This is a genomic window from Streptomyces sp. GESEQ-35, from assembly GCF_017948485.1.
GTDB lineage: Bacteria > Actinomycetota > Actinomycetes > Streptomycetales > Streptomycetaceae > Streptomyces.
In genome coordinates this window covers 111,980-138,907 of record NZ_JAFFSX010000030.1, presented here as the reverse complement: position 1 = coordinate 138,907, position 26,928 = coordinate 111,980, and the positions used below count along the sequence as shown (strand labels likewise).

Sequence of the window (26,928 nt, the reverse complement as noted above, 5' to 3'; positions counted from 1 at the left end):
CACACACGGATGACGCCTAAGCGAACGAGAACACGTCGCAGCACACGGGGGCGTCGACGCCAGGACGTAACAGACGTATCAAATCGCGAAGGATGAGTGCATCGGTGAGCGTCGTCATCATCAAACGACCACCGCGGATAGTGCCCCCGGTTGTCCCGGACGGCGATGTCAAGCTGGAAACGCCGCCCGAGATCCCACGTGAGGGCGACGACGGCATGCTGATGACCCTGCTGCCGATGTTCGGCATGCTGGGTTCCGTCGGCTTCTTCTTCATGCCGGGCCTGCCCTCTTATATGCGGGTCGTCGGCGGGCTGATGCTGGCATCGACTCTGGCCATGGCCATCGCCCAGTTCGCCAAGTCCCGGCAGGGCGGCGGCGCGGGGATGGCGCAGGACCGGCGTGACTACTTCCGCTATCTCGAACAGGTCCGCAAGGACGTGCACAAGACCGCCGAGCTTCAGCGGCGGAGCCAGCTCTTCCAGCATCCCGACCCGGAGCAGCTGTGGGCGGTGGCGGCCGACGGCAAGCGGCTGTGGGAGCGGCGCCCGACCGACGCGGATTTCGCCTCCGTACGGATCGGTCGCGGCATCCAGCAGCTGAACACTCCGCTCGTCGCCCCGGAGACGGCGCCCAAGGATGAGCTGGAGCCGCTGACCGCGGCGGCCATGAAGGCCTTCCTCGACGCACACGGCAGTCTGTCCGACCTGCCTGTCTCCGTCTCGCTGCGCGCCTTCTACCACGTGACGCTGTGCGGCGAGACCGACACGGTCTACGCCAACGCCCGTGCCACCCTGTGCCAGTTGGCGACGCTGCATTCGCCCGAGGACCTGATGGTCGCCGTGGTGGCGCATCCTTCCGCGGCATCGGACTGGGACTGGATCAAGTGGCTGCCGCACAGCCAGCACCCGAAGGTCAAGGACGGAGCGGGCTCGACCCGGCTCCTCTTCGACGACCTCGGAGAGCTGGAAGAGGCGCTGGCGGACCAGCTGGACGACCGGCCGCGCTGGAACCGTGAGGCCAACCCGGTCTACGACCAGCCGCACATGATCGTGGTGCTCGACGGCGGCACCGTGCCACCGGACTCCGAACTCGCCAGCGCCGAAGGCCTCCAGGGCGTCACCTTCCTCGAGATCGCCCCCGGCGAGCTGGAGGACGAGCTGCGTGCGGGCCTCACGATCTACGCCAAGCCGGACCGGATGCGGCTGTTCGTCGGCCACGAGTCCGCGTACACCGGCAAGGCCGACGTGCTGAGCGCGGCGCAGGCCGAGTCGCTGGCCCGGCAGCTGGCCCCCTTCCGGGTCGGCTCCGCGGAGGAGGGCGAACCCCTTCTGTCCAACCTGGACTTCACCGATCTCATGGGCATCGGCGACGCGGGTGCCGTCGACGTCTCCCGCACCTGGCGTCCGCGCACCCTGCACGAGCGGCTGCGTGTGCCGATCGGTGTCGGCGAGGCCGGCGAGCCGGTCATGCTGGACCTCAAGGAAGCCTCGCAGGAGGGCATGGGCCCGCACGGCCTGTGCGTCGGCGCGACCGGCTCCGGCAAGTCCGAGGTACTGCGCACGCTGGTGCTCGGTCTCGCGGTGACGCACTCCTCGGAGACGCTGAACTTCATCCTCGCGGACTTCAAGGGCGGTGCGACCTTCGCCGGTATGGCGGACATGCCGCACACCGCGGCCGTGATCACCAACCTCGCCGACGACCTCACCCTGGTCGACCGTATGCGTGACTCGATCATGGGTGAGACACAGCGCCGTCAGGAGCTGCTGCGCACGGCCGGCAACTACGCGAACCTGCACGACTACGAGAAGGCCCGGGCCGCGGGCGCCGCGCTGGAGCCGATGGCCTCGCTGGTGATCGTGCTCGACGAGTTCTCCGAACTCCTCACCGCCAAGCCCGACTTCATCGACATGTTCATCCAGATCGGCCGTATCGGCCGTTCGCTGGGTATCCACCTGTTGCTGGCGTCGCAGCGCCTGGAGGAGGGCAAGCTGCGCGGCCTGGACACCTATCTGTCGTACCGGATCGGTCTGCGGACCTTCTCCGCCGCCGAGTCCCGTACGGCGATCGGTGTGCCGGACGCCTACCACCTGCCGTCGATCCCCGGCTCCGGCTATCTGCGGTACGACACCGACACCATGGTCCGCTTCAAGGCCGCGTACGTGTCGGGGCCGTACCACGGCGAGGGCCCGTCCCGAGTGCACCGCTCCACCCAGCTGCGGCCCGCGCTCTTCTCCGCGCAGCACGTGGCGCTGCCTCCGCAGCCGGTGATCGACGAGCCGGAGGCCGACGACAGGGTCGACGACGCGCTCGCGGACACGGTGCTGGACGTCCTCGTCGGCAGGATGGTCAACCAGGGGCCGCCCGCCCACCAGGTGTGGCTGCCCCCGCTCGAAGAGGCGCCCTCGCTGGAGCAGTTGCTCCCCCAGCTCGCCGTCACCCCGGAGCGCGGCCTCACCGCGCCCGAGTACACGGCACTCGGGCGGCTCAACGTGCCCGTCGGCCTGGTCGACAAGCCGTTCGAGCAGCGGCGCGACGTGCTGTACCGGGACTTCTCGGGTGGTGCGGGCCACGGTCTGTTCATCGGCGGTCCGCAGTCCGGCAAGTCGACTCTGCTGCGTACGCTCATCTCGTCGTTCGCGCTCACCCACACCCCCTCCGAAGTGCAGTTCTACTGCCTGGACTTCGGAGGTGGCGGTCTGATCTCGATGGAGGACCTGGCACACGTCGGCGGGGTCGCCAACCGGCTCGACGCCGAGAAGGTGCGCCGTACGGTCAGCGAGGTCGAGGGGATCCTCAACGCACGCGAGGAGTACTTCCGCGCGAACAACGTCGACTCGATCCAGACCTACCGTCAGCGCCGGAACGCGGGCCAGCTGCCCGACCAGCCCTGGGGTGACGTCTTCCTCGTCATCGACGGCTGGGCCACCTTCAAGACGGACTACGAGCTGCTCGAGTCCACCGTCACCGAGATCGCCACGCGTGGCCTCGGCTTCGGTGTGCACGTGATCCTGACCGCGAGCCGCTACACCGAAGTGCGGCCCGCGCTCAAGGACATGCTCCAGAACCGCATCGAGCTGCGCCTCGGTGACCCGACCGAGTCGGAGATCGACCGCAAGGTCGCGCAGAACGTGCCCGCCACCGTGCCGGGCCGTGGTCTGACGACGGAGCGGCTGCACTTCATGACCGCGCTGCCCCGGGTCGACGGCTCCTCGGAGACGGAGGACCTGTCGGAGGCGACGGGGATCCTCGTCCGGGGCATCAACGAGAACTGGCAGGGCAGCCCCGCTCCGTCCGTGCGGCTGCTGCCGACGCTGCTGCCATGGGACCGGCTGCCCAAGGGCTTCGAGCACCCGGAGCGCGGTGTCGCCATCGGCATCGACGAGTCCTCTCTCGCGCCGGTCTTCGTCGACTTCGAGACGGACCCGCACTTCATCGTGTTCGGTGAGAGCGAGTCCGGTAAGTCCGCGGTGCTGAGGCTGCTCATCAAGCAGATCACCGAGCGCTACACGCCGCAGCAGGCGAAGATCGTCATGGGTGACTACCGACGCGCCCACCTGGAGGGTGTGCCCGAGTCGCACCTGTCGCGGTACTGCGCGTCGGCGCCCGCTCTGGCGGAGACGCTGGAGGGCCTGGCCGGTTCGCTGGGCCGCCGGATGCCGGGCCCGGACGTCACGCCGGAACAGCTGCGCAACCGCAGCTGGTACAGCAGCCCGGACGCGTTCGTCATCGTCGACGACTACGACCTGGTGGCGACGGGCGTGAACCCGCTGGCCCCGCTTCTCGAGTACCTGCCCTTCGCCCGTGACGTCGGGCTGCGCGTCATCATCGCGCGTTCCTCGGGCGGTGCCAGCCGGTCGCTGTACGAGCCGGTGATGCAGCGTCTGCGCGAGCTCGGCGCCCAGGGCATCGTGCTCTCCGGCGACCGGATCGAGGGCGCGCTGCTGGGCAACATCACCGCGTCGCAACTGCCGCCCGGACGTGGGCACTTCCACACCCGGCGACGGGGTGGGCAGTTGATCCAGACGGGGTGGATGGCGGCCCGTCACTGATCTCTGCGGAGCTGAGCGCCGAGGGGCGGCACCCGGGTGGGTGCCGCCCCTCTCCGTTGCGCGTCCGGGGTGGGGCTCGCACGGGCGCCACCGTTAAGCTGGCGTTGCGACAGAACAGGCGAGCCACGGGGGGCAGTTGTGCCGTCGGACTTCATGGACTCCGATCCCAAGGTCCTCAAGGACGAGGGCTTCAACATGTTCACGGTGGGCCAGGACTTCGGCAAGGCGGTGCAGGCCCTCCAGACCGGCCTGACCGCGCTCGAAGGCGGCAGCGGTTCCACTCCGCCCTGGGGCGACGACGACATCGGCGAGAAGTTCGGGGTTGTCTACGAGGGCCTGCGCGACGGCATGTACCAGTCGATGGGCAGCCTGGCGGAACGGCTCGCGGGGATCGGGCTGGCCTTCACGGAGATGGGCGTGCGGCACGAGCGGAACGAGGGCGACGAGGACGCCGCCTGGCGGGACCTGACGACCAAGTACGACGGCCAGGTGGAGATGGTGAAGGGCGTGCACCATGAGCGTCGTCGGCAGGACGGAGAACTCTGAGCCCTTGGGCTGTGGGTGACCTGAGCCTGTGGGCTGTGAATGACCTGACTCCGCGGGCTGTGAGTGACCTGCCGCTTCCGCAGCGTGAGCACCACCCGCGCCAGTAGGGTGAGGCACACCCTTCGTTCGCACGTCAGGAAGAGGCCCAGCAGCATGACCGAGGCACGGGACCACGAGGTCGAGACCCAGGTCGAGGACACCAAGGCGCGCAAGGAACGGGAGCGGGACGAGCTGTACGCCCTCGACATCTCCGGGGTCGAGTGGCACTCCGCGCCCGGTACCGAGTCGCACGAGGAGCGAGTCGAGATCGCGTACTTGCCTCAGGGCGCGGTGGCCATGCGCTCGTCCCTCGATCCCGACACCGTGCTGCGGTACACCGAAGCGGAGTGGCGGGCGTTCGTACTCGGCGCGCGGGACGGGGAGTTCGACCTGGAACCCGCGCCGCACAACGGTGGCGTGACCGCCGACTAGTACCGTCGCTCGAGGTCGATCGAGGTCAGTACAGCGAGAACCCGCCGCTGTGGCGTCCTTGGTTCTTCTTCGCCGTCTGCGAGCCCTGCCCCTCCGAGCTCCCCGGCTCGGACGACCCCGAGGAGGAGCCACCGCTCCCAGGCGTCTCCCCGTGCCTGATCCGGTCGCGCTCCTCCTCGGACAGCGCCTCCCACTTGCCCCGCAGAGACTCCATGCCTCCACCCAGGGCGCGTGCCACTGCCGGGTCGTCCAGGGCGTCGCGCAGGGCAAGGCGGCCGGAGAGCAGCTTCTTCGCCGCCTCCTGCATGTCCTTGCCGGCGCTGTCGGTCTCGGACAGCTTGCGCAGGGCGGAGTTCAGGGAACGGATCTGCTCCGGTTCGAGTGCCTCGTCCAGCACACCGCGGTCCTGGGAAGAGCCCTGCGGGTTAGGTGAGTTCTCGGGTTGCCTGGCCATCTCGCGTCTCCTCGCTGTTCGTTACCTCTCGCCACCCGCAGTATCTCCTGTCACGCACAGCTGCCATGCTGACCCCCACTGCCGATGAGGAGAAGGACCGCGTTGTCATGGCTCGCACGCAAGGCACAGGAAAAGGCACCGGAACCGACCGTTCCCTCGTCGGCCTCGTCGAACGGGCCTTCGGCCGCCTCGGGCGCGCGGGCGGGCTGGTCTTCCTTCTCGCGGGTCTCGCCCTGAGCGGATTCGGCGCGTACGAGGGGGCGTACGCGGCGGGTTGGGCAGGGACGCACGGCACCCTCACCGTGGACCGTTGCGATGTGAGTTACCCGAACAACGCCTCCCGCAGCAGCCGCAAGAACCGCCGCCCCGTCCGCTGCGAGGGCGCCTTCGCCTCCGATGACGGCAAGAGCACGGACGCCAACGCCGCGGTGCAGGTCAGGCAACGCTATGCGCAGGGCACCGAACTGTCGGTCCAGCAGACGGACCCGCCCACGTCGGACACCGCCACGGATGCCGACTACGTCCAGAGCGGCCTGGACCGGGCCTGGCGCTGGTTCGGCGCCTTCTTCGGCGGCTGGGTCCTCACGGGCCTCGGCGCCTTCTGTCTCCTCACCGGATTCGCGCCGTTCGGGCAGAGCCGTATCTCGTTCGACGCGGCGTGGGAGGCGGCGGGGCGGGGAGTGACGCGGTCGGCCGTGATCGGGATGATCGGGGTGGGGATCGTGGGGGCCGGGGTGTCGTTCCTGGTGAGCTACTTCGTCTGAACGGTGGCGACCAGCTGAGGCCAGAGAGTGGCCTGCGCCCAATTCGCTAGGCTCACGCACCATGTTGCCATCGCACACACCTTCCCCCGCGCCGGATGCCATGGTCATACGTACCGGCCGTCGCAGCGCCACGGTGGGGCTCCCCTGTTCAGTCCTCCTCATCGCGATGGGCGCCGTCGGCGTCTTCGGCGCTGTCGTGATTGCCACCGGGAACGAGAAAGGTGAGTCCGGCGTCGCGGCGTACGCGGGCCTCGTATTCATGTTGGCACTCGGTGTTCTCGGCGTGTTCCTGTTCATCGCCAACTGGGCGAACCGCCGCACCAGGCTTCTCGTCGACCACACCGGCCTGTGGGTCGCAAACGGAAATCTTCAGAACGTCATCCCTTGGCAGACGCTCGCCGGAGTCGGCCTCTACTGGAGCATGCTCGGCCGCAGCCAGAAGGTCTACTCCCTGGAGCTGTTCCCCACCGGCCCCATCGACCGTGACGACCCGGTCCTGTGGACCCTGGTCCGCGACGAGGAGCCGCTGCACCCCGGTCTTCCCCGCCTGCGCTACCGCCTCCCCTTCCCTGCCCCCTACCAGCAGCAGGTGGTTACGGCGGTCCAGAGTCACGTCCCGGACATCTGGCTCGGCGAGTCCGAGCGCGCGGCGGGCCACCTCGGCCGCCCCGACGTGAAGGGACACCGGCAGCGCACCCGGGGCCGCACGCCCTGACGCATCACATCGGCAACCGCATCGGCAACCGCTCCGGCAGCCGTGCCGTGAGCTGCCGCTCCGGGCAACAGCGGTGACCTGCAACAGATTTGTGACAGCAACCCTCTGAAGTTGCCTGCGGGTGAGTCCGTAAGCTGTGCGCACGGCTGTACAGCTATGTGTTTTCCCTTGATGAGTGAGGGAGTTGTACGGCCGTGTTGTCTGACGGGGGTGCTTTCTGCTGTGTCGATGATGCTGCCGGACGAGCTCGAATGGGTTCTCCAGATGCTCGGCTACAACTGGCCGACGGCAGACGAGGACAAGCTCAGAGACTCGGCCGCCCTGTGGCGGAAGTTCGGCGACGACGTCACCGGGCTGCACACTTCGGCGAACACCAGCGCCCGCACGGTGACCGCCCACAACGCCGGCGAGTCGATCGACGCGTTCAGCAAGACGTACGCCAAGTTCGACGGCGGAGGCGGCTCCGACGGCTACCTCGCGAACGCCGCCCAGGCCGCCCACATCATCGCGAATGTGATGGAGGCCTGCGCGTACCTCGTCGAGTTCGCCAAATGGGCGGTGATCGCCCAACTGATCGCCCTCGCCATCCAAATCGCCGCCGCCGCGGCCGCCGCACCCTTCACCTTCGGTCTGTCCTCGGTCGCGGGAATGGGCGCCACCCAGGCCGCCCGCCTGATCGTGCGCCGCCTCCTCGACGAGCTCAAACAGGCCTTGATGGAAGCGATCGTGGAGGCGATGAAGGAGCCCGCGGTCTCGGCGATCGAGGCGATCATCACCGACCTCGTCCGGCAGACGATGAACGTCGGCTTCGGCGCCCAGCAGGGCTACGACCTCTCGGAGACCGCCAAGGCCGGTGCCAAGGGCGGCTGGGAGGCCATCAAGCAGACCCCGCAGACCCTGGCCGAGGGGGTGCGGGACGGCCTCGGCAAGAAGGCGGGCGACCGCGCCCACCACGCGATCGACAGCCGCATCGACGGGTACGACGGGTCGTCGGGGCCGTCGGGCAGCGACGGCGGAGACGGTGGCAGCGGAAGCCGTGACGGCGGAGACAGTGAGAGCGGGAGCCGTGACGGCGGCGACTCCGACTCGCGGAGTTCCAACTCCTCCTCGGACTCCGGCTCGTCGTCATCGGACTCCTCCACCTCCACGCGTACGAGCACCGGCACCGGTCCGGGTGCGAACATCGGCGGCGGGATTTCCGCCGACTCCGGCGGCGCAGGCATCGGCACACCTGATGTGGGTGTCGGCCCCAACTCCGACTCGGGTTCCGGTTCCGGTTCCGGTCCCGGTTCCGGGCAAGATTCGTCTTCCTCGGACACGCCGTACTCGAGGCCGACGCCGTCACTGTCAGGGCCGTCCCTCTCGGACTTCGACGACCCCTCGCCCGGTACTCCGGACGCCAATGGTTCCTCCGGCAGTCCAAGCACGTCCGGCCCATCAGGCACCAACGGCGGCTCTTCCGTCTCCGGCCTCTCCTCACCGACGGCCCAGTCCGCGCCCACGCCCACGTCATCCGGCGCTACGTCGTCCTCGCCGGGAAGCGGCGCGATCGGCACCTCGATCGACAGCCTGGCCGCCAGCGTCCCCACCCAGTCCAACGCGGCTCCCACGCCGACGACGAGCGACCCCTCCCCCGCGGCTACCGGGGGCCGCGCGGATGGCGGTTCGGCCATTCCGACGTCGCCCGTGGCGCCGTCGACCGCGGGCGGTGCGGCGGGCTCGCACCACACCGGGAGTACGCCCGGCAGCACGCCCTCCGCCACGAGCCCGACCGGCCCGACCTCCAACTCGGGCGCGGCGAGGAACCCTTCCGCCGGTACGCCCTCCCCCACGGGAACCGGACCTGCCTCCACGCCGAGCCCCACGTCTGCGACGACGCCCCGGAGCACTCCGGCGCCGACGCCGGACGGTCGTGCTCACGGTACGGCGGACGGTCGTACGCCGGGCACGCCGGTCGGTCGTACCCCTGGCACACCGGATGGCCGTACGCCTGGTGCGCCCGACGGCCGTACGCCTGGTGCGCCGGACGGCCGAACACCGACGCAGCGGACTCCGGGTACGACGCCGGGTACGACCCCGAGCGATGGCACTTCGTCCCGCAATAACCCCGGTACGAGGCCGGGCGACAGCACCCCGACCCGCAACACGCCGGACCCGACCGGCGGCACGCGTACCCACACCCCGGGCCAGAACCCGAGTACGTCCAGCCCGAGCCAGAACCCGGCCCAGTCGACGCCCTCCAGGACCGCATCGCCGTCCACGAGCACACCGACGACGACGCCCTCTCCATCGTCCGGCGCCGGTCCGGAGCGCACCTCGACACCGAGCAGCAACACCCCGAACTCTTCAACCCAGCCCGGCGCTGCCACCAGCACGAGCACCCCCGGCACACCGGGCACCCAGAACCAGCCGGGCACCGGCCCCACCCCGAGCAGGCCGCCCCACCAGCCGGCGGGCAGCACCCCCAACACCCCTCACACCCCCAACACTCCGCAGCAGCCGGGCGCGCAGCCCAACACGCCAGCGCAGAACACACCGCCCAACCCGCAGCATCAACAGCAACAACAGGTGACGGCGGTCCCGATCCACACCGTCATCACCACCCCGGGTGCCTCGACGCCACCGTCGCACGCGACCCCTGACACGCCGCAGGCGCCGGGGTCGCCCCAGACCAACTCCGGGACCCCCGAGAACCAGCAACACCCCGAGCAGGACAGCCTGGAGGACATCCGCGCCGACCTGGACCACTACCCGGGAGGCCTGTCCGAACCGGACCCCGACGACCAGCAGGCCCTGGCCGACGCCGTCCCGCACAACGAGGACGGCACCCCGGAACGGTTCCCCGACCCCTTCGGCCCCTGGTCCCAGCTCCAGAACGACGGCGGCAACGAAGTCCCCGGCCGCAGCAACAACTGCGCCGACTGCTCCCGTTCCTTCCTGGAGACCTGGTACGGCAACCCCCAGGTCTCCGCCCCCCGCACCCTCGACAGCGACGAACACGGCAACCCCGACCCCTGGTCCCCCGAGGACAACGCCAACGAGAACCAGATCCGCTGGACCGGCGCCGCACACACCTACGCCGGCCCCGGCAACGACCCCGACACCGCCAACAACATCGCGTCGGTACTCCAGCAATCGGGCCCCGGCTCAGCGGCCATCGTCCAGGTCGACTGGCCCAACAACGGGGGCGGCCACGCCTTCAACGTCGTCAACCACAACGGCAACATCGTCTGGATCGACACGCAGAGCGGAGAGGTCAGCACCCAGCCCCTCCACATCGACAACGCCGAACACGTCTGGCACATCCCGCTGGACGCCGACCGGAACCCGATAGACCTCACCCAGCCGGACGCCGCCGACTCCGAGGGCCAGAACGACCAGTCCCAGCCGGAGGCCTCCGAGAACAACGGCCAGCCGCCACAGAACGGCGTCTCGCCCGACACCCCGGAGCAGGGCGACAACACCGACACGGGAACCATCTCTCCCGAGTCGGCGGCCCCGTCACCCCCAGACGCAGCGAACAACGCGGACCCTGCGCAGCCGTCGACGGCCGACCCGAGCATGTCGCCGGACCCGGACACGCCTGATGGCCAGGGGCCCTCCCAGGACACCCCGGAAACTCGAGACAGCGACGCTGACCAGCAGCAGCCGGACGGGGCGACACACCCCGACGAGCAGGGCCGCACCCCCGACAAGGAGTCCGAGCAGCCGACCGCGACGGCAGAGAGCCCGACCCGGCCCGACTCCCCTTCGGAACACGGGCAGCCGCCCAGCCACACGACACCCGTCGACACCGACAACGGCACGCCGGACAAGGACGCGACACCCACCCGGACTGCGACGGACCCCCCGAACGACCCCACCACCAACCGGGACACAGCTCAGCAGACCACCACGCCCTCGGACCCGCGTACATCGATTCCGCACCAGCAGAGCACGGACCCCCGGGCCACCGACCCGCGCACTGCGGATCCCCGCACCACGGATCCGCGTACATCCGATCCCCGCACTTCGGACCCGCATCGGGACACGGGCACGCAGAGGAAGCCGGAGACCAGCGACCGCCCAGACGGTCAGCGACCGGACCGGACGCGCCCCGATCACGTCGATGACAATCCGCGGTTGGAGACGCCGGACAAGGACCGGTCCGAGACTCAGTCGCCGGCCGACGACCGTCGCAACCGCCCGAGCGACATGACCAAGGACTCCGCGGTCCCCATACGCGAGAGCCTGCCGGACGGTAAGAACGCGGACGCGTCCCGGCACATCAACGAGTCCACGGCAGGCAAGAAGCACTTGTACGGGGAGGTCGCCCCCGAGACCTCTGCGAACACAGGGAAGCCGGAGACATCGCAGCGCCCCGAGGGCCCCGCACAGCCGACGGGCGACCCCATAAACGATCCCAGGACGGACGACGAGTGGATCGACCACATGGTCCACCTGGCGAATACCGATCCCGACTTCTTCGACGAGTACTACCGGGAATCAGACGGACACAGGCATTCGCGTGAAGCCAAGTACAAGGGCCACTATCTACCCATACTTCGTGCCACCGGTGACCCGCAGAGTCCGTGGATGCCAGCGAGCAGAGTCCCGCAGGCTCCGGCTCCGACGTACGTCGACCCGAACGCGGAGCCGGTGGGCCGGACCCATGGCAGCCCCTCCCAGGACACCCTCGACAAGCTCGATGAGCGTGCCGGGTCCCGGGCAGACGCGATCGAGGCGGACAGAGTCCCGCACGCGAAGAGGGAAACGGCAAAACAGGCGCTCAAGAACGACGACACTCCTGAGAACAGGGCCGCCTTCAAAGAGGCCGACGACGAGCACAGGCCATTCCATGCGAAGAGGGGCAAGGAAAGCGAGACGTACGGAGACGAAGTCGCCGAATTCCATGCGATCCCCAATGCATTCGCCGGCGCCGTCCGTATCGACAATCGCGGCGAAGGAAACAACCGATTCGATCAGGTATGGGACGCGCCGCCGAATGAGACCGAGTTCGACTACGTGGTCGTGGAGTGCAAGGGTTCCCTGACGGCCGGAGAGGGAGACCGTCAGGGACTCCCGCTGGACACGGATGACCCCGACCGCCCCGAGCCCGGCGAAGATGGTTACGACGAACAGCAGACAACCGGTGACGAGAACCAGGAGGCCGAGAGTGACGCTGACTCTGCGAACCCGGCCGTCCCGCAGGTCGCCCAGGGCACCCGCGAGTACTTCAAGACGATCATGCACGAGATGCGCAAGCGCGGTCTGCAAGGGTTGAACGAGGCAGCCGCGGAGACCGACCCCGTGAAGGCCGAGGCAATTCGCAAGGCCGCCCAGGATGAACTGGACCTGGCACGTAACCTTCGCACGGCACTGAAGGCGGGCCGTGTGAAGTACGTGCTGGTGAAGGGGAACTCCAACGAGACCACCAGGTCACACGAGGGATACCTGATGAAGGAATACGACATCAGGCCCAGGAAGGATGAAGATGATCAAGATTCCACGTCATGACTTCCTGACGGGAGCTCTACCTCAGGTACTTCGAGAGCTGGAGGCAGGGCTCGAAGAGGAACTCGAGGACCTTGAGGAGGATCCCGAGTGGTTCTCCACGGCCCTGAGCTCCGCGACCACCCTCCTCGCCACTCGCTGCTCGGGAGATCCCAAAGCCGACAAACTCGAGACCTGGGAAGCCTGTGTCGTCGCGATGCAAGTGGGCTCCGCCCTCTTCACCTCGGCCCTCGCGACAACGCCGACAGTCGAATGTCAGGTCGGCCACAAGGAGCGCGTCTTCGCCTCCGGTGCCAAGCCCTGGGCCCACGCAGGCAACTGGCTCACGGCTTTCTGGCTCACTTGTGTGTGCCGTGACAGGCAGCGTACGAACGACCTGTGCCGGGTCCCCGTTTCCCTGCTGCGCGAAGCTGGTGGCTTCGACGAGTACATCTACTCCTGGGTCGAAGCACTGCAGGCGTACTGGCTCAAGCGGCCGGAACTCGGCGACAAACTGCTCGCCGCGGTGGACGGCACCGACCCCGAGGTGCTCCGACCTGCCTCGCGAAGCGCCGTACTGAACCTCATGTACCCACCCATGAATCTCTTGACCCAGGTGGTGCGCGGCGACCAGGACAGGTTCAACACCGAGCTGGCCAAGACCGTCGGATGGCACAAGGACTACTGGACCCGCGACGAGGAACTGGCGCGCGATTCGGACGGACTCATCGCCCTCGGCCCCCTGGCCATCGCCTGCCTGGCCCTGGACTCGGGTTTCACCGTCGACGTCGAGTCCGAGTACCTGCCCAAGTACCTCCTCGACGGCGGCTGGTACGGCGAGTTCCCCACATAGTCAACGCACCAGTCGGTCACAACCCAAGTAGCGGACAGGACACCGAAGGCTTCCGACACCACCACCCCGGGCCAAGGCGTCGACATCGTCCGCATGTGTTATGCCCAGCGCAGACTCGGCGAAGGCACCCCGCCGAACTCCAGGTCCACGAGCTCGACAACCGGAAGCCGAAGGCCAGGCAGGAATGACTGCACAAGTGATATGTCACGAGGTGCCTGCCGACCGCATTTTCAACGTGCCAGCACTCATCGAGGACACCGAAGCGCGGGTGCGGAAGCTCGAAACCATGCCCAGCACGTTCAACACCGGTCTGAACAGGGCACTGGCGAACGCCAAGAACCACTGCGCGCTCGATCCCCGCGCCGCGCGCATTGAGACCTGGGAGGCATGGGTGGCGGCCATGCAGATCGGCTCCGCCCTGTTCCGGTCCGCCACCTCATCGGAACCCACCGTGGAATGCCTGATCTCAGGCAAGCTGCGCACGATCCCTTCCACCGGCTCCCAGCCGCCCGCAAACGCGGGCAACTGGGTCACCGCCTTCTACTTGGCGCTCGTCTGCCGCGAACCCGAACGACTCACAGAGCTGAGCGACGTCCCGATCTCGCTGCTGCGCGAGTCCGGAGCGGTATACGACGAGTACATCTACGACTGGGTCGACACGCTCCAGACGTACTGGAAGCAAGGTCCCGCTCTCGGCGACAAGTTGGTGGCCGCGATCGATGGCACGAATCCCGAAGTCCTGCAGACCGCCGACCGCAGTCTGATGCTGCATGTCCTGTATCCCCCGCTCAACCTGTTCCACCGCTTCGTCCGAGGCGACGGTGAGCGCTTCAATGCAGAGCTGGTCCAGGCCCTGCATTGGCACAAGAAATACTGGACTGCCGAAGAGTCGACGGCAGCGCAGGTGAGCGGTCTCGTCGCGCTGGGCCCCCTGGCCATGGCCTGCCTCGCCTACGACGGCGGCGTCGCCATCGAGGTGGAGTCCGGCTACATCCCGAAGTACCTGCTGGAACGCGGCCGCGTCGGCAACTTCCCCACCTGATCCCCAACAAGGAGTGCCCTCAATGACCCCGGACATCCCTGCCGCCGCCCCCCAAGGCCCACCCACCACCCCCGACCAGGCCATCGCAATCGTCCGCTCCCGCTACGCCCAGCCCAAACTCCCCGACGGCACCCCCGCCGAACTCCAGGTCCACGAGTTCGACATCGGGTACCTGGTGTACACGGTCGTCCCGCCCCGCACCAACGCCACCGGCCGCCCTCAACCAGCCCCACCCGGCGGAGCCAAGATCGTGGTGTCGAAGGAGACCGGTGAAGCCGTCACCGTCCCCAACTACCCGATCGAGCAGGCCATCGCGCTGTACCGGAAGAACCGCACGCGCAACACGTGACAGCCGGGCGGGCCCCCAGGGCAGCCCCTCCGCACCCCTCCCCCCGACCGCCCCACCACCCCAACCAGGAGTGATACCCATGGCTGGCGCACCCATTGGCTACGCTCCGCACCCCTACATAGGCGGCCGCACGGCAGTGCTGCGTGCCCTCGCCGCCTGGCGGATGGAGCGGCCGGGCACCCCGCGCGTCGTAGTCCTGACGGGAGACCCGGGTAGTGGTCGATCGCATCTGATCACCGGGTTCCTGATGCTCTGCGACCCGGAGTACCGCAAGCGGCTCCCCCTGGACGACCTCGACCCGTCGACCGTGCCGCCCGAGCTGCCCGCGCCCGCTGTGCCGGGGGCGGCCGGGATGACCGCGGCCCAGGTCGTCCGGCTTCTCGCCGATCATTTCGGCCTGGCGGCCGACGACGTATCGGACGTGTTCACCGAGCTGGCCAACCTCACGGACTCCGTGACCGTGGTCGTACCGGACGTCGATCAGGCCGGACCGGTACGGGCCGCGGACGAACCGGCACGGCTCACGCGAGAGCTACTCAAGCCTCTCGCTGCCATCGGGACGGTCCGCCTGCTCACGGAGATGCCTCGCCCGCTCGCGGACGAGTTCGCAGCCGGCCTCCCTGCCGGCACCGTGCAGGTCATCGATCTCGATGCACCGCAATGGGCGGACCCGCAGGGCCTGGTGTTGCAGGCCGAGGCGCTGCTCAACCCCCAACTCGGCGCGCCGGACACGCCGTTCACCACCGACGCTCCGACGAGACGGTCCCTCGCCGAGGCGATCGGACGCCGAGCCGGGACCAGTCCGCTCACCGTGCAACTCGCCGTGCAGAGCCTCCTGGCGAGTCCCTACACCTTCGCCCCGCGCGACGAGGCCCTCCTCCCTTCGTCCATCGGCCAGGCACTCGACCTGCACGCCCGCCGCCTCGGAGCCGACCCGCAGACATTGCGCCACCTCCTGGCGCCCCTCGCCCTTGCGGACGGCGAAGGTCTGCCCGTCGACGTCTGGGCGCGGCTCGCCAACGCCGTTGCGGGCAAGGACATGAGCGGAGTCATCGCGGGCAGCGGTGCGCTGACCGGACCGTTCGTCCAGTCGCTTCAGGCGGACGGAGACGACGGCACCCGTACGCTGCTCCAGCTGCTGCACCCGGCCATCGGTGACGAAGTCCGTGCCGGTCTGCCGAACGTCCGCGCCGCTCAGACCCAGATCGCGATGACGCTGCTCGAGGCCGTGCCGGAGCAGGACTGGGGCAAGGCCGACCCCTACGTACGCGACCACATCGCGGGCCACACCCTGGAGGCCGGCCTGCTGCCCCAACTCCTCACGGACCCGGGGCTGTTCGTACACGCCGACCCGGTGCCGCTCCGCGCCGCCGTCGAAGCCGTCCCGACCGATGAGCTCGGCGCACCGGCCCGTACATACCTGCGTACGGCCCCCTTGCTGACCCGCACCCAGGCGCCCGCCGTGCTGCGCGCCGCCCTGCTGGAGACCGCGTTCGTCGAGGACGGCCTGCCCGACTACGCGGACGCCATACACCGGCTCGGTCTTGACCTGCCCTGGCAGACCCTGTGGAGCCGGCCCGTCCCCGGCATCACCGCCGTGACCGTCGGCAGCCTGCCCAGCCATGAGGGGCCGGCCACGCCCGTCGCCATCCTCGTCGTACCCACAGGCACGCCCGGCGCACACCCGGTCGGCGAACCATCCGGCGCTTCCGCAGTGCTCATCCACAGCCTCGCAGGCGACACAGACACCGCCCCCGACCTGACGCAGGTCCTACGCCCCTCCGAGGACGAGCGCGCCGCCGCCCCACTGACACTGAGCCGCGGCGCCGACTACCTGCGCGTCCGGCACCGGCCGAACGAGGAAGTCGTGGCCACGCTGCTGTCCGACACACCCTTCACCGCCGCCGACCTCTCCCCCGACGGCATCCTCCTCGTCGCTACCGAGCGCGGAGCGAAGGCCCTCCGCATCCGCTGGACGGACCCGGCGACGGCCTCGTAGCGGACGTAACTCGACTCCGACGGCACCCTTCTGATCTCACTGATAGCTTGCTGCCTTTGCCAGTTCACTCCGTGGGAATTCAATGAGCCAGCCGCCGTTCCAGCCGCCACCGCCGCCTCCACAGCTACCGCAGAACCCCTACAACCCGTACAACCAGCCCGCCTCGCCCCAGCAGCCACCGGGGTTCGGACCACCGCCTGCTCCTGGACAGCCCCCGATGCAGGCCGGTCCGCCGCCTGTTCCTGGCCAGCCCCCGGCGTACCCGGGAATGCCGCCCGCCGTGGGGCAGCCGCCGGCCCAACCGATGCATCCGATGTACGCCGCGCCACCGTTCCAGGCGCCCACGTTCGGACAGCCGCCGAACGCAAGTGGTCATCCGGTCGGCGCGGTCTTCCTCGGGCTCTTCGCCTCGGTCATCGTCTCGCTGCTCTACAGCGGTCTCACCCTGGCCACGTACAAAGAGCAGTCGCTCACCACGGCCCACACCCTGTATTTGGCCCACGCGCTGGTCAACGGAGCGACAGTCGGCTGCCTGGTCGGCTTGGTGGGGCACCGCAGCATTGGCGCCCATGTCAGTGGGGCCGTCATCGCCGCGCTCGGCGCCTTCTTCGGCTTCACCAACGCCGTCCCGCTCATCATCGCCGAGAGCCAATCACCCAGCGCTATCGGCGACATGATGGAGGCCGACCCCTTCATCCCGGCCAAGGCCTGGTGGAACAACGAAATCGACGGCGGAGTCGACTGGTTCTCTCCGCTCGGCCTCCTGCTCGCCGCGGCCGCCGCGTGGGGTCTCGCCTATCTCATCGGTAGGACGCGCCGTCAGGTGTGACTTCGCATCAGGTGTCGGTCCGGGCCATCGCCTGCCGCCCGGTCGGCGGCCTGGACCGGTCATCGGATCCAAGTCGGTATGCCTCAGCGGAATGCGGGGCTGTCGCCGATACCCGCCAATGCTGCCCCGATACAGGTGACCATCATCGCCCAGCGCGTGTGGCCCATCCGGGCCAGGACGAAACCCCAACCGCTGAAGGCCATGCCCACGGCATACGTGGCGACCCAGACACCCAACGCGTCGCCCCCAGCGAGACGTACGACGATCAGGACAAGGCAGACCACGGCCACCAGCCCGGCGAACGCCGCGTACATCCCACGCGCCTGCCGCGCGTCACGCCGTCGGCTCTCCGCGAGCCCCGGACGGCCCTGAGCCTGGAACTGCGCCCGCAGTTCGTCCGTACTCACCCCGGAGGACAACGGCTGCTCGCCGGTCCCGTCCGGCCTGTTCGCCGCCTCACCGTCATGCGTCGTCATGGCAACGGAGCTTAGTGGTCGACGCTGAGCCGGACGGGAGCGCGGAAACGTTCACCAAATCTCCGCCGCTTGCCACATTCTCAAACACGTATGACCGCGGTCCGGCACCCGTAAGGCGCAGTCGCTTTTCAACGGCCCAAGAATGGGCCAGAGTTCGGACGCGCGTACGGCAATCGCACTCCGGCCATAGCCAACAGGGCACTCGAAGCAGGAAAGCAGCACATGACGCGGTCTGCCGACATCCGTCCGCGTGGCTTGCGGTAGCGTGTCGCAACGGCTGTGACCAATGGACAAAGGTGAGCAGATGGGATTCAAGGTTCAGGGTGGCGACCTGGAAAGCTACGCGACCCAAATAGGCAGAGCCGCTGACGACATTCAGCAAGCCAGGAAATACGAACAGGACAATACGGACGTAGGCGTCTCCGATCAGGGACTGATCGAATTGATCATCGGGGCCCACAGGTCAGTGGTCGAGGAGGTCAACTCCGCCATGACGCAGGCAGAGTCGCTGCTCCGCGCCGCAGAGGCGGAAATGAGGAAGAGCGCCAGCTACTACAAGACGACCGACGAATCAACGGCTCGGTCCATGGACGCCACCTTCCCGCCCAGCAAGCGCTGACTCCGCCAGCCCCCCCGAGAGGCCCCCGCATGTCCGGGTTTACCGATATATCCGAGCCCACGAGCCACCTGACCGCTCCGAAGAAGCCCGAGGAGTTCTCACAGGGGCTCCTGTTGGATGTCTTCAACGACGCCAGCGATCTCGTCAGCCCGTCGTATTGGATCATGGAGGCGTACAACGCGGTCTTCGGGTTCAACCCCCTGGAAGAAGCCATCCAGTGGTTCGCCGGCGACTGGGAGTCCTTCGCCGAGTGTGCTTCCGTATGGCAGAACATCGGCAAGGCGTGCGACGGCGTAGCGCAGAACCTGAAGTCGGGGAACGCCTCCCTCGATTCGACATGGGACGGCAATGCCGCGGATGCGGCCTATAACTACTTCGACGAGCTGGCAAAGAAACTTACCGGCTGCCGCGAGACCTTCGATTCCCTGCAATCCACGTACGAGAGCCTGGCGCACGCCGCCTATTCAACGGCGGAAGCCATCAAGGGCGTGCTCGGCGGGATCATCGACGGCCTGATCATCGTCGGTATCGAAATGGCCGCGGGTACAGCACTGTCGTGGACAGGGGTCGGGGCCGTCGTTGGATATGGGCTGGCCGCCCTTGAGATCACGCGGCTGCTCAAGATGTGGGGCGACGCGACCAAGATGGTTGCCCAGGCACAGAGCATCGTCAACGGCGGAGTTGGAGTCCTGGAAGCGCTGGGAGCCGAGATCTACGGGCACTTCCAGAATTTCCCGTCCGTGGGCGGAAACTACGACAACCCTGCGGTCGCCTGAGGCTGTCGCCCGATCGCTCACTGATCGCCGACAGTGACCACTGGTCAATTACCGACGGTAAGGAGAGACCTACACCATGCCTGAAGAGCGCCAAATCGGCGACGCAGACCTGATGGACATAGCGAAGGACGAGGCACGGGCCCGTGCTCTACGCAAGTCGCTGCAACGCCTCGCCGACAATCCGTCCGGCAACAGTGCACTCCGGGAGATGGCCCGGGAAGTCCTCTCCGGGCGGGTCGGCCTCCGCGAAGCCGTGCGCGTGGGCGCGTACTCCGATGCCCTCGGCGAGAGCATCGCCCAGGCCCGCCAGGAGTACGAGGAGCAGTCCCCGGAAGAGCGTGAACAGCAGCGCACCGAGGCCGAACGCTACCTCGAAGCTCAGCGCGCCGAGATCGAGCAGGAACGCCAAGAGGCCGCAGAGCGCTCGGGCACGGCACAGCGCCAGGCTCGTCACAGTGGCCACGACTGGAAACTCTGACCGGTGAACAACCTTCCGGCCGCCCATGGCGGGGGCACCGGATGAGCGAGCCTCCTGCCGACTACCCCGATCCGGGCCATCGCGTAGCCTGCCACCCATGCTGATGAATGACATGGGTGACGGCAGCCGGGAGCGACTGTCATCTCGCACCTGGTGGAACGCGGCGATGTTCGCCGGCATCCTCAGCGCGATGGTGGCCCTGGGCGGCATCGCAGCGACCGTCCTGCCGGGCGCCGACGTCGCCATGCGTGTGGTGACCGGCGTTCTGGCCGTCGTCGGCGCCACCGGAGTATGGGCGGCCTTGCGCAGCTACCGCAGCCGCAGCGCCAAGCTGTTGGCGCTCGCTCTGGCGTGTGCGCTGGGGAGCACGGTGGCGCTGGTGGTGCTCCGCAGCGTGGCGTGAGGCGAGGCCTTCGCACGCCGCCGCCAGCCGATCGCGTTACGAGCCCTCGATCGACGCCAGTACGAACGTCAGACCCTGGCGGCCCGCCAACCTCACGGTCGGCCGGCCGCCGTCGCGCTCTCCAAGCTTCCGCATCACCGGGGCCATCGGGCTGCGTCAGTCGGCGACGCGCGCACCGATGGCCCGGGCACGCTGGCGGGCTTCGGGGCTGATGCCTTTGCGGCGGGGGGAGGTGCGGTAGTTGTAGGCGGTGGGCTGGGCAAGGCAGCTCAAGCCGCGTAGGCCGGGCTTGGCCACCACGCAGGCGAAGCGCGGGTCACCCGCGTACCAGAGTTCCTCGTCGTAGTCCTTGAGGGCCTCGTGGGTCCAGGACCTGAACAGCCCTGCAGCCAGTTTCAGCGACACCGTCGTCTCGGGCTTGTCCGGGTCGGGCAACACGAAGACCGCCTTGCCCTTGTTGATCCGGACGGCACCCGGCTGCTGACGCCACGGGTAGACGGCGAGAATGCGCCGCATCCGCACCCCCTTGGCGAGTCGGCTGAGGGCCCGGCTCGCCAGGACCGTGATCGCGAATAGAACGAACACCATGGGAACCACCGCCGCTACGGGCAGCAACAGCGTGAGGTACAGCGCGCCCACCCACAGCGCCACCCAACCCAGCGACTTGGCCAGGTTCCACGCCGTCCAGCGGTGGAGTGCGCTTCGGGTGCCCGGCGTGTCCCACGCCACCGGGCCGTCGAAACCCTGCTTGTCGAGGTTCATGGTCATGTGTCCGTCCCGGGTCAGCCGAAGTCGGAGGCGATGTCGCCCGCGATGCCACCCGTGCCGTCGGGCCCGTCACCTCGTGCGGCGCGCTCGATCTCCGGCATCGGGTCGTGGAAGGACACCGTGTGCGCGATGCCCGCCATCATGTCGCGGTAGTACTTCCGGGAGCCCACAGCCGTACTGCTCAGCGTCAGGACGCCCAGCTGCGTGCCCGAGGGGGCAGGGATGTAGAGGGTGCACTGGTAGAGGTCCTGGCCGGGTACGCCCTCCAGGTCGGGCGTGGTGATCAGCGTGTCGGAGATCGACGCCGGACGACCGCCCGGCAGCGTCAACAACTCGACGTTCTCGCTGCTTTCGCGCAGCGAGACCGCGCGCACCGCCGTGATCTTGGCCGGGGCCCAGTCGATGTCCTTGAGTGCCACCGTGAACACGGACATGGCGGAGGTGCCGTTGTCCGCGATGTGCATGCCGAGCGAGCACGCGATGACGCCTTCGCTCCGCATCCGGGCGGTCATGAACCGAACGTCGCGCAGAGCGCCCGTGTACCGGTCGCGCTGGTCCTCGGGGGCCAGGCCGAGGACCAGCTCCATTGCCTGATCGAGGTACCTCTCCTGCTCCGAGCCCGGTTCGGGGTCGAGGGCGTCGAGGGGGACGTTGAGGTATCCGGCCGGCAGTGCGTACCAGATCTTCGAGCTCGGGTCTCTGGCCGAGTCGTCGATGACCAGACGCAGCGGCGGCTGCTCGGCGGCCTGTGTCATCGCAGCAACCTCGCTACGTCGCCGACGACCGCGAGGGCACCGGGGCCGTCGAACAGGCCCGCGCGGGCCGCGTCGACCCCGGTGGCGGTGTTCTTGCCGGCGTCGCTCTTCAGGGCGTCGATGTTCTCGGCGGCCAGTCCGTAGCCGGAGGTGACGACACCCGCGATCGGCGAGACGTAGTCCATGCCCGCTCTGACGGCCTGGCTGCCCCCTGCTGCCTGCGCCACCAAGTCTCCGACGGGGTTGAAGGAACCCGCGGCTGAGATCCGGCCCGCGGCCGTGACGGTGTCGTCGGCGAACCGACCGAGGAACTGCCCGGCGCTCACGGCTTCGGACGCGAACCTCGTCGACTGGACCGCACCATTGAGACCGCGGCTCACGGCTCCAGCTCCCGGCACCGCCCCCAGCGCGTCACCGACGAGCCCCACGGAGTTCTCCCAGAAGTCCGCGTCGAGCTCGCCCTTCGTGAACCCGTCCTTGAGCGAGGCCCGCACCTTCGGGTCGGCAAGCCGGGACCCCATCGTGGCCAGGCTCAACGCGCCAGCGGCAAGCAGCATCGCGATCCCGAACGGCCCCGTGCACAGCAGCGCAAGCAACCCCGCCACCGCAGCCAACACGCTGAGAATGTTGGTGAGGTTGTCCCCGATCCAGCTGAGCGCCTTGCTCAGCCACCCCGGCTCCTCGGGCGCCAGATCCTTCGTGGCGTCCTTCAGCTTCGTCGCGAGGTCCCGCGCCTCCGCCTCGTGCGTCCCCTCAAGCTCCCGCGCCTTGCGCATCACGTCGTCCAGGGCGCCCTGCGCGTTGTTGACGGCGGTGACGGCGTCGTTGAGCCGGGCGTTGGCGGCGTTGAGCCGGGCCTGCGCGGACTCCAGCTCAGTACCTTCCTGGAAGGTCTGCCCCGCGAGCTTCAGGTCCGGGTCCTGCTTGGCCGTCTCGTGCTGGGAGTTGGCGGTCTTCAGGTCACCCTTGTGGTCGGCCGCCTCGACGTCGTACTTGGACGCCAGCTCCCTGCGCCCGGTCAGGCCGCCGTGCCAGGTGCCGAGGTGACCGGCGGCCAGGGTCAGGGACTTGTGGGCGTCCTTCATGTACTTCGGCAGGTCGCCGTCGAGGGCCTCGCGGAAGCCCACCGCGGCGTCACCCTCCCAGAAGCTGGACTCGCCGAGCAGCTTGTCGATCTTCTGGTACGCGGTCTGCAGCGCGCTCGCCGAATTGTTGAGCTGGGTGCGGAGCTTCTCGACTTCACCCGGCTGTCCCGGCACGGGATTCCACCCGAGGTGCACATACGGATTCTGTGCCAACGTAATCACTTCCCCGCAGCCGCGGCACGCTTGAAGCTCTCCTCCAAGGAGGTCTCCACTTCGCGGTAGTTGTCCGTATTCTTCTGGAGCCCCTCGGTGAGCTTGCCGATGCGCTCCTTGATCTGCTCGTTCCCGTACTTCCAGCGCTCCTGGAACGTGTCGCACGCCTCGTCCAGCTCCGGCGTCCCGATCTGGTCCGCCCGCACATGCTGGAGGGCTGTCCGCACCTGCTCCAGGGAGTCATGGGCTCCCTGGAGGTCCTTGGTGAACGCAGCGAGCTGATCGATGTCCGTTTTGAAGTGGTCCCCCACGTAGATCTCCCCGTTCGCGTGTCGCCGGTCGCATCGGCAAACGACGACAACAGTTGGATGGGCCGATGATGCCATGGAGCAGCAAGCACATCGCAACGGGGGCGCGGAATGCACCTGGACCAACCTCGGCCAGTCGACCGGTTGCCAGCTCCAGAAGAATTGATCATGAGGTGCGCGGCATTGCGTAGGCCCCGCTGCCTTTTTCGCGGTCCTGCACGACGAAATCATCTTAGGAAGCGGGACTTCCCCGCCTTACCCGTGATCACGCGTGAGCGATCTTCACTGGCCGGGGGGGGTGGGTTGGCAACGCTCAGTCGTCGGTTCGCGGCCGGAGAAGCCTTGTCGTCGGCCTTGAAGTCGAAGTTGATCTGGTCATTGTCAACAGAGGAAACGGTGACCGTCACGCCCAAGGTGCTGCCGTCGTCCGCTGTGAGCGTGCAGCGGGTGGTGGTGCCGACCTTCCCAACGAGGTCCTCGGGACAGGTGATGTCCGGCTTCGGCTGCCCCGTTGTGGCGGCGAGCTTTTCGGCGACCATGGTGGCCAGCTTGTCCGCGGACATTTTCGGCTCGGATTTCCCAACACTGACCGAGGCCGAGCAGCCTCCGAGCAGCATGCCGACAGCGGCGGTCGAGAGGCTCCAAGTCACTGCGGACAAACGGGTTTTGGTCACGTGAGGGGTCCCTTCCGGGGGATCAAGGCAGGAAGACGCCGAAAGCATACTTGGCAGAACTGCTCCGGGATTTTGCCGGAGGGGCTCCCTGACCTGGGCCGGAGCAGCACCGCTTCCCCTCAAACAGAACAGCCGACGGTGCCCCATGAAATCCTCGCCCTACCTGCAAACGATCTTCACTCACACGGGGGGCAGATAGGAAATGGCGAACAAGCCGCGCACCTTGACCGAATCAATAGAAGCAGCCCCACGCCGTGAAGCTCCGGCTTCTCCACCCTCGGCGAATGGGCCTCACGCAGGCAAGCGGGTGTGGTCCCGCCAGCCTCACAACTTGCCGAAGACCACGCTGCGCCAAGTCCAGCCCGACTTGAGGACGGCGTTCTGTAGGGGGTTGCGCAGCTCCGAGCTGTCGAAGCGGAAAGTCTCCGTCGCTTCAAGGCCGCCGCTGTCCCCGCGTTGGACCGTGTAGTGGCGGGAGACGGTCCTGTCGGGCCCGCGCGAGTATGCCCCTGAGATCTTGAGCTGCGGCGGATTCCCGACCCGGGTGACCTCCCACCCTTCCTCGAGGACGCGCACCTCATGCTCCTCTGGGACCAGGCGCATCCGGATGCGGACGGCGCGAGTCAACTGCGACTCAACGAAGATGGCCTGCCAGGCGGGCTCCGCCATCCGCCACTCCGCCACTAGGTCGGAGTCCTCGGCAGCGCCGTCGCGAATCACGTACGGGGCATCGGGCCGGTTGACGCCGAGCAGGGCTGCCCGCACCTCCTCGGCTGAGCGTGGCACGACACCGTCGTCGGGGTGCTTGGTTCCGGTCAGCTTGTCGAAGAGTCCCATGAAGTCAACCTATGAGGGGTCGGGTTGCAGGTACAAGATTTGCCGCTTGCGCAGCACGCGTTACGAAGCCGCGGCGGTGTCCGGGCGGACTGTGCGTACGAAGTCCTGGAAGTCGCCCAGGACGTAGGGGAATTGGGACGCGGTGGTCGTCAGGACCAGGCGGATGACTGCGCGCTTGCGCGGGTCGATGACGTCCAGCATGGACAGGTACACCTGGGACTGGACGAGGTCGCGGGAAACACCGCCGACGACTGCCGAGACGGCCAGCGTCTGCGTGAAACCGGGCGCATCCGCCGAGCCGATCTCGCGGTGTCCGGTGACCTCGACCGACGTGGCGGCCTGGCGCAAGCGTTCCACGGACGCGTGGGCGATCTCGGACAGCGCCGTCGCATCCGGGCGGTACTCGCCGTCAATCGTGATGTTGGCACTGAATCCGGCATCCGGCTGCGGGTGCCGCGCGACGAATGCGGCACCCGGCGCGCCGACTGCGTCCGGCGGTTCGGCGCGCCAGCCTTCCGGCAGTTCGAACTGGATCGGTACGGGCAGGGTCGTGGGCATCTCAGGCCATCCTTACTACGGCAGTGGATCTTTCGGGAGTGTTCGTCAGAACAGGCTGCCGACCCCGTCGGCGACCCACCCGGCTGCATCCCCTACAACGTTGGCCGCATCGCCGGCAGTGTCGGCGATCTTCCCCGGGTCAACGGTGACCTCGAAGCCCACGGCGCCACCGAGGATGGGGGAGACTCCCACTTTTGGGGCCCAGTGCCACGCACCGTCGGCGTCCTTGCCGAAGTTCAGGCTTGCCTCCGCGCCAGGACCGGCCCATCCCTCGGCTGTCCCGCCCACTCCGATGCCCCCGATGTCCGCACCCCCGGAGATACTGCCCTTTGCGCCCGCGAAGGCATCTCCTCCGATGTTCAGGCCATCGACACCTGCTCCCGCATTGACACCCGCCTCGGCGCCCGCCATAGCTTCAGCCCGCCCGTAGATACCGACCGGACCAGCATCGGCGCGGCCGTTAGCCGAGGCCTCGCCCCCCGCCATGGCGCCTGCTTCGCCCTGGATACCCTCGTTGGTGATGTCGCCCGCGAGAGAGCCCTTGGCGCCTGCATAGGCTTCGGCTCCCCCATCGAGTTTCATCGGGCCGTTGGCGAGCGAGCCCTCCGCGCTCGCGCGGCCGAGGTCGGCATGCGCCTCGGCCTCGCCCAGCTTGCCGGCCCCGGTGTCGGGCCCGCTGGTCGATGTCCCGGCACCAAGGCCGGAGGCTTCGGCCTCGCCTTCGGCGACCCACCCGTCGGACTTCGTACCGACGCCCTTCTTCAACTCGGCCGCGCGGGCAACCTCGGCGGCGTCGAGGGAGGTGACGACCTTGGAGTTGAAGTCGCTCCGGCTTGCGCCGAGATCGCTGCGCAGGGCCCAGCAGGCGGTCTCGTCGGCATCGGCGGCGCGCTGCAGGACACCCTCCAGGCGGCGGGCGAATGCCTCGCAGGCTGCCTGCTGTTCGCGGATGGCGGCCTGGCCATCGGGGTCGTGGCGGGCGCCGGCGTCCTGGGAAAGGTCGCAGCGCGGGGTGACGGTGCCGGTGACGCTGACGTGGAGGTCCTGTTCCTTCGCCTCGACGTCAGCGAGACGGTGGAGGTCGTCCTTGGCCTTCTTCAGTTCAGCGTGCAGTGACGTGAGAACGCCGGCGATGCCCTTCGCCTCCTTGTGGGCGCTCTCGAACTGCTGCTGGGCAGCCTGTACGTCGTTGTCGGCCTTGGCCACAGTCAGGACCGGCTGGGTCCAGCCAGCCTGTTGGAAGGGGCGGCCGACCTGGTCACCGTACGCGGCATGCAGCCTCTTGAACTTGGCGGCGGTCTCCTCCCAGCGGTCGGCGGCCGCATTGAGGTTGCTGAGATTGAGGTGGTACAGCTGCTCGTACGTCGGCATGAGCTCGGCGAGGCCCCCGTGGAGTCGTGCGTCTTGTCAGGCTGGCGCGGTGGCGGTCAGTGCA

24 protein-coding genes and 1 pseudogene are annotated in these 26,928 nt (G+C 68.2%); 15 read left to right on the top strand and 10 right to left on the bottom strand.

The genetic code is table 11. From position 1 onward, the window contains the following. Nucleotides 1–104: 104 nt before the first annotated feature. From eccCa to KCH87_RS40415, 3 genes are all read left to right on the top strand, one after another. Nucleotides 105–4,049: a type VII secretion protein EccCa gene (eccCa, locus tag KCH87_RS40425; RefSeq protein ID WP_210592891.1), complete on the top strand. Its 3,945-nt coding sequence runs from the start codon at nucleotides 105–107 to the stop codon at nucleotides 4,047–4,049. Nucleotides 4,050–4,202: 153 nt separating this feature from the next. After that, nucleotides 4,203–4,595: a hypothetical protein gene (locus tag KCH87_RS40420; protein ID WP_210592890.1), complete on the top strand. Its 393-nt coding sequence runs from the start codon at nucleotides 4,203–4,205 to the stop codon at nucleotides 4,593–4,595. A gap of 153 nt (nucleotides 4,596–4,748) precedes the next feature. Further along, nucleotides 4,749–5,066 carry a DUF397 domain-containing protein gene (locus tag KCH87_RS40415; RefSeq protein ID WP_210592889.1) on the top strand — a complete coding sequence of 106 codons (318 nt, stop codon included), beginning with the start codon at nucleotides 4,749–4,751 and terminating at the stop codon, nucleotides 5,064–5,066. 25 nt (nucleotides 5,067–5,091) lie between these two features. Here KCH87_RS40415 and KCH87_RS40410 read toward each other — a convergent pair whose 3' ends face one another. Continuing rightward, nucleotides 5,092–5,520 (bottom strand): hypothetical protein, encoded by a 429-nt coding sequence (locus KCH87_RS40410; RefSeq protein ID WP_210592888.1) that lies wholly within the window; start codon nucleotides 5,518–5,520, stop codon nucleotides 5,092–5,094. 107 nt (nucleotides 5,521–5,627) lie between these two features. Here KCH87_RS40410 and KCH87_RS40405 point away from each other — a divergent pair, with 107 nt between their 5' ends. The 8 genes from KCH87_RS40405 (at nucleotide 5,628) to KCH87_RS40370 (ending at nucleotide 17,543) form a co-directional block, all read left to right on the top strand. Continuing rightward, nucleotides 5,628–6,284 carry a hypothetical protein gene (locus tag KCH87_RS40405; RefSeq protein WP_210592887.1) on the top strand — a complete coding sequence of 219 codons (657 nt, stop codon included), beginning with the start codon at nucleotides 5,628–5,630 and terminating at the stop codon, nucleotides 6,282–6,284. A gap of 100 nt (nucleotides 6,285–6,384) precedes the next feature. Further along, entirely contained in the window at nucleotides 6,385–6,999 is a 615-nt protein-coding gene (locus KCH87_RS40400; RefSeq protein ID WP_210592886.1) for a hypothetical protein, read from the top strand. 228 nt (nucleotides 7,000–7,227) lie between these two features. After that, a complete protein-coding gene (locus KCH87_RS50300) occupies nucleotides 7,228–12,495 on the top strand; it encodes a toxin glutamine deamidase domain-containing protein (protein ID WP_210592885.1) in 5,268 nt (1,755 codons plus the stop codon). Beyond that, entirely contained in the window at nucleotides 12,473–13,324 is an 852-nt protein-coding gene (locus tag KCH87_RS40390) for an immunity 49 family protein (RefSeq protein ID WP_210592884.1), read from the top strand. The genes KCH87_RS50300 and KCH87_RS40390 overlap by 23 nt, the downstream gene beginning before the upstream one ends. Before the next feature lie 211 nt (nucleotides 13,325–13,535). After that, complete coding sequence (locus tag KCH87_RS40385) at nucleotides 13,536–14,366, top strand: immunity 49 family protein (RefSeq protein ID WP_308299036.1); 831 nt, start codon at nucleotides 13,536–13,538, stop codon at nucleotides 14,364–14,366. A 22-nt stretch (nucleotides 14,367–14,388) separates the two neighbouring features. Beyond that, nucleotides 14,389–14,715: a hypothetical protein gene (locus tag KCH87_RS40380; protein ID WP_210592883.1), complete on the top strand. Its 327-nt coding sequence runs from the start codon at nucleotides 14,389–14,391 to the stop codon at nucleotides 14,713–14,715. Nucleotides 14,716–14,794: 79 nt separating this feature from the next. Next, nucleotides 14,795–16,714 carry an ATP-binding protein gene (locus tag KCH87_RS40375; protein WP_210592882.1) on the top strand — a complete coding sequence of 640 codons (1,920 nt, stop codon included), beginning with the start codon at nucleotides 14,795–14,797 and terminating at the stop codon, nucleotides 16,712–16,714. A 313-nt stretch (nucleotides 16,715–17,027) separates the two neighbouring features. Further along, a complete protein-coding gene (locus tag KCH87_RS40370; RefSeq protein ID WP_247197511.1) occupies nucleotides 17,028–17,543 on the top strand; it encodes a hypothetical protein in 516 nt (171 codons plus the stop codon). An 83-nt stretch (nucleotides 17,544–17,626) separates the two neighbouring features. On the opposite strand, the gene KCH87_RS40365 is transcribed toward KCH87_RS40370, so the two are convergent. Further along, on the bottom strand, nucleotides 17,627–18,019 hold the full coding sequence (locus tag KCH87_RS40365) for a hypothetical protein (RefSeq protein WP_210592880.1): 393 nt from the start codon (nucleotides 18,017–18,019) through the stop codon (nucleotides 17,627–17,629). A 304-nt stretch (nucleotides 18,020–18,323) separates the two neighbouring features. Here KCH87_RS40365 and KCH87_RS40360 point away from each other — a divergent pair, with 304 nt between their 5' ends. The 4 genes from KCH87_RS40360 (at nucleotide 18,324) to KCH87_RS40345 (ending at nucleotide 20,295) form a co-directional block, all read left to right on the top strand. Then, on the top strand, nucleotides 18,324–18,638 hold the full coding sequence (locus tag KCH87_RS40360; protein ID WP_210592879.1) for a type VII secretion target: 315 nt from the start codon (nucleotides 18,324–18,326) through the stop codon (nucleotides 18,636–18,638). Nucleotides 18,639–18,667: 29 nt separating this feature from the next. After that, nucleotides 18,668–19,414 (top strand): WXG100 family type VII secretion target, encoded by a 747-nt coding sequence (locus KCH87_RS40355; protein ID WP_210592878.1) that lies wholly within the window; start codon nucleotides 18,668–18,670, stop codon nucleotides 19,412–19,414. 76 nt (nucleotides 19,415–19,490) lie between these two features. Then, nucleotides 19,491–19,892, top strand: a complete 402-nt coding sequence (locus KCH87_RS40350; protein WP_210592877.1) for a hypothetical protein — start codon at nucleotides 19,491–19,493, stop codon at nucleotides 19,890–19,892. Between the two features lie 97 nt (nucleotides 19,893–19,989). Beyond that, complete coding sequence (locus KCH87_RS40345) at nucleotides 19,990–20,295, top strand: hypothetical protein (protein WP_210592876.1); 306 nt, start codon at nucleotides 19,990–19,992, stop codon at nucleotides 20,293–20,295. Between the two features lie 156 nt (nucleotides 20,296–20,451). On the opposite strand, the gene KCH87_RS40340 is transcribed toward KCH87_RS40345, so the two are convergent. The 8 genes and pseudogenes from KCH87_RS40340 to KCH87_RS40305 all read right to left on the bottom strand — a co-directional run bounded on the left by KCH87_RS40340 (nucleotide 20,452) and on the right by KCH87_RS40305 (nucleotide 26,864). Next, a complete protein-coding gene (locus tag KCH87_RS40340; RefSeq protein WP_210592875.1) occupies nucleotides 20,452–21,063 on the bottom strand; it encodes a hypothetical protein in 612 nt (203 codons plus the stop codon). Nucleotides 21,064–21,077: 14 nt separating this feature from the next. After that, a complete protein-coding gene (locus tag KCH87_RS40335) occupies nucleotides 21,078–21,818 on the bottom strand; it encodes a hypothetical protein (RefSeq protein ID WP_210592874.1) in 741 nt (246 codons plus the stop codon). Next, complete coding sequence (locus tag KCH87_RS40330; protein WP_210592873.1) at nucleotides 21,815–23,077, bottom strand: PspA/IM30 family protein; 1,263 nt, start codon at nucleotides 23,075–23,077, stop codon at nucleotides 21,815–21,817. Before KCH87_RS40330 ends, KCH87_RS40335 begins: the two co-directional genes overlap by 4 nt. Before the next feature lie 44 nt (nucleotides 23,078–23,121). Next, on the bottom strand, nucleotides 23,122–23,427 hold the full coding sequence (locus KCH87_RS40325) for a hypothetical protein (RefSeq protein ID WP_210592872.1): 306 nt from the start codon (nucleotides 23,425–23,427) through the stop codon (nucleotides 23,122–23,124). Nucleotides 23,428–23,747: 320 nt separating this feature from the next. Beyond that, a pseudogene (locus KCH87_RS40320) lies at nucleotides 23,748–24,041 on the bottom strand (DUF4333 domain-containing protein); the annotation flags it as partial. Nucleotides 24,042–24,422: 381 nt separating this feature from the next. Continuing rightward, the gene (locus KCH87_RS40315) at nucleotides 24,423–24,935 is read right to left on the bottom strand and encodes a hypothetical protein (protein ID WP_210592870.1); all 513 of its coding nucleotides are present in this window, start codon (nucleotides 24,933–24,935) and stop codon (nucleotides 24,423–24,425) included. 60 nt (nucleotides 24,936–24,995) lie between these two features. After that, nucleotides 24,996–25,493, bottom strand: a complete 498-nt coding sequence (locus tag KCH87_RS40310) for a hypothetical protein (RefSeq protein WP_210592869.1) — start codon at nucleotides 25,491–25,493, stop codon at nucleotides 24,996–24,998. A 45-nt stretch (nucleotides 25,494–25,538) separates the two neighbouring features. Further along, entirely contained in the window at nucleotides 25,539–26,864 is a 1,326-nt protein-coding gene (locus tag KCH87_RS40305) for a hypothetical protein (RefSeq protein WP_210592868.1), read from the bottom strand. Between the last annotated feature and the right edge of the window lie 64 nt (nucleotides 26,865–26,928).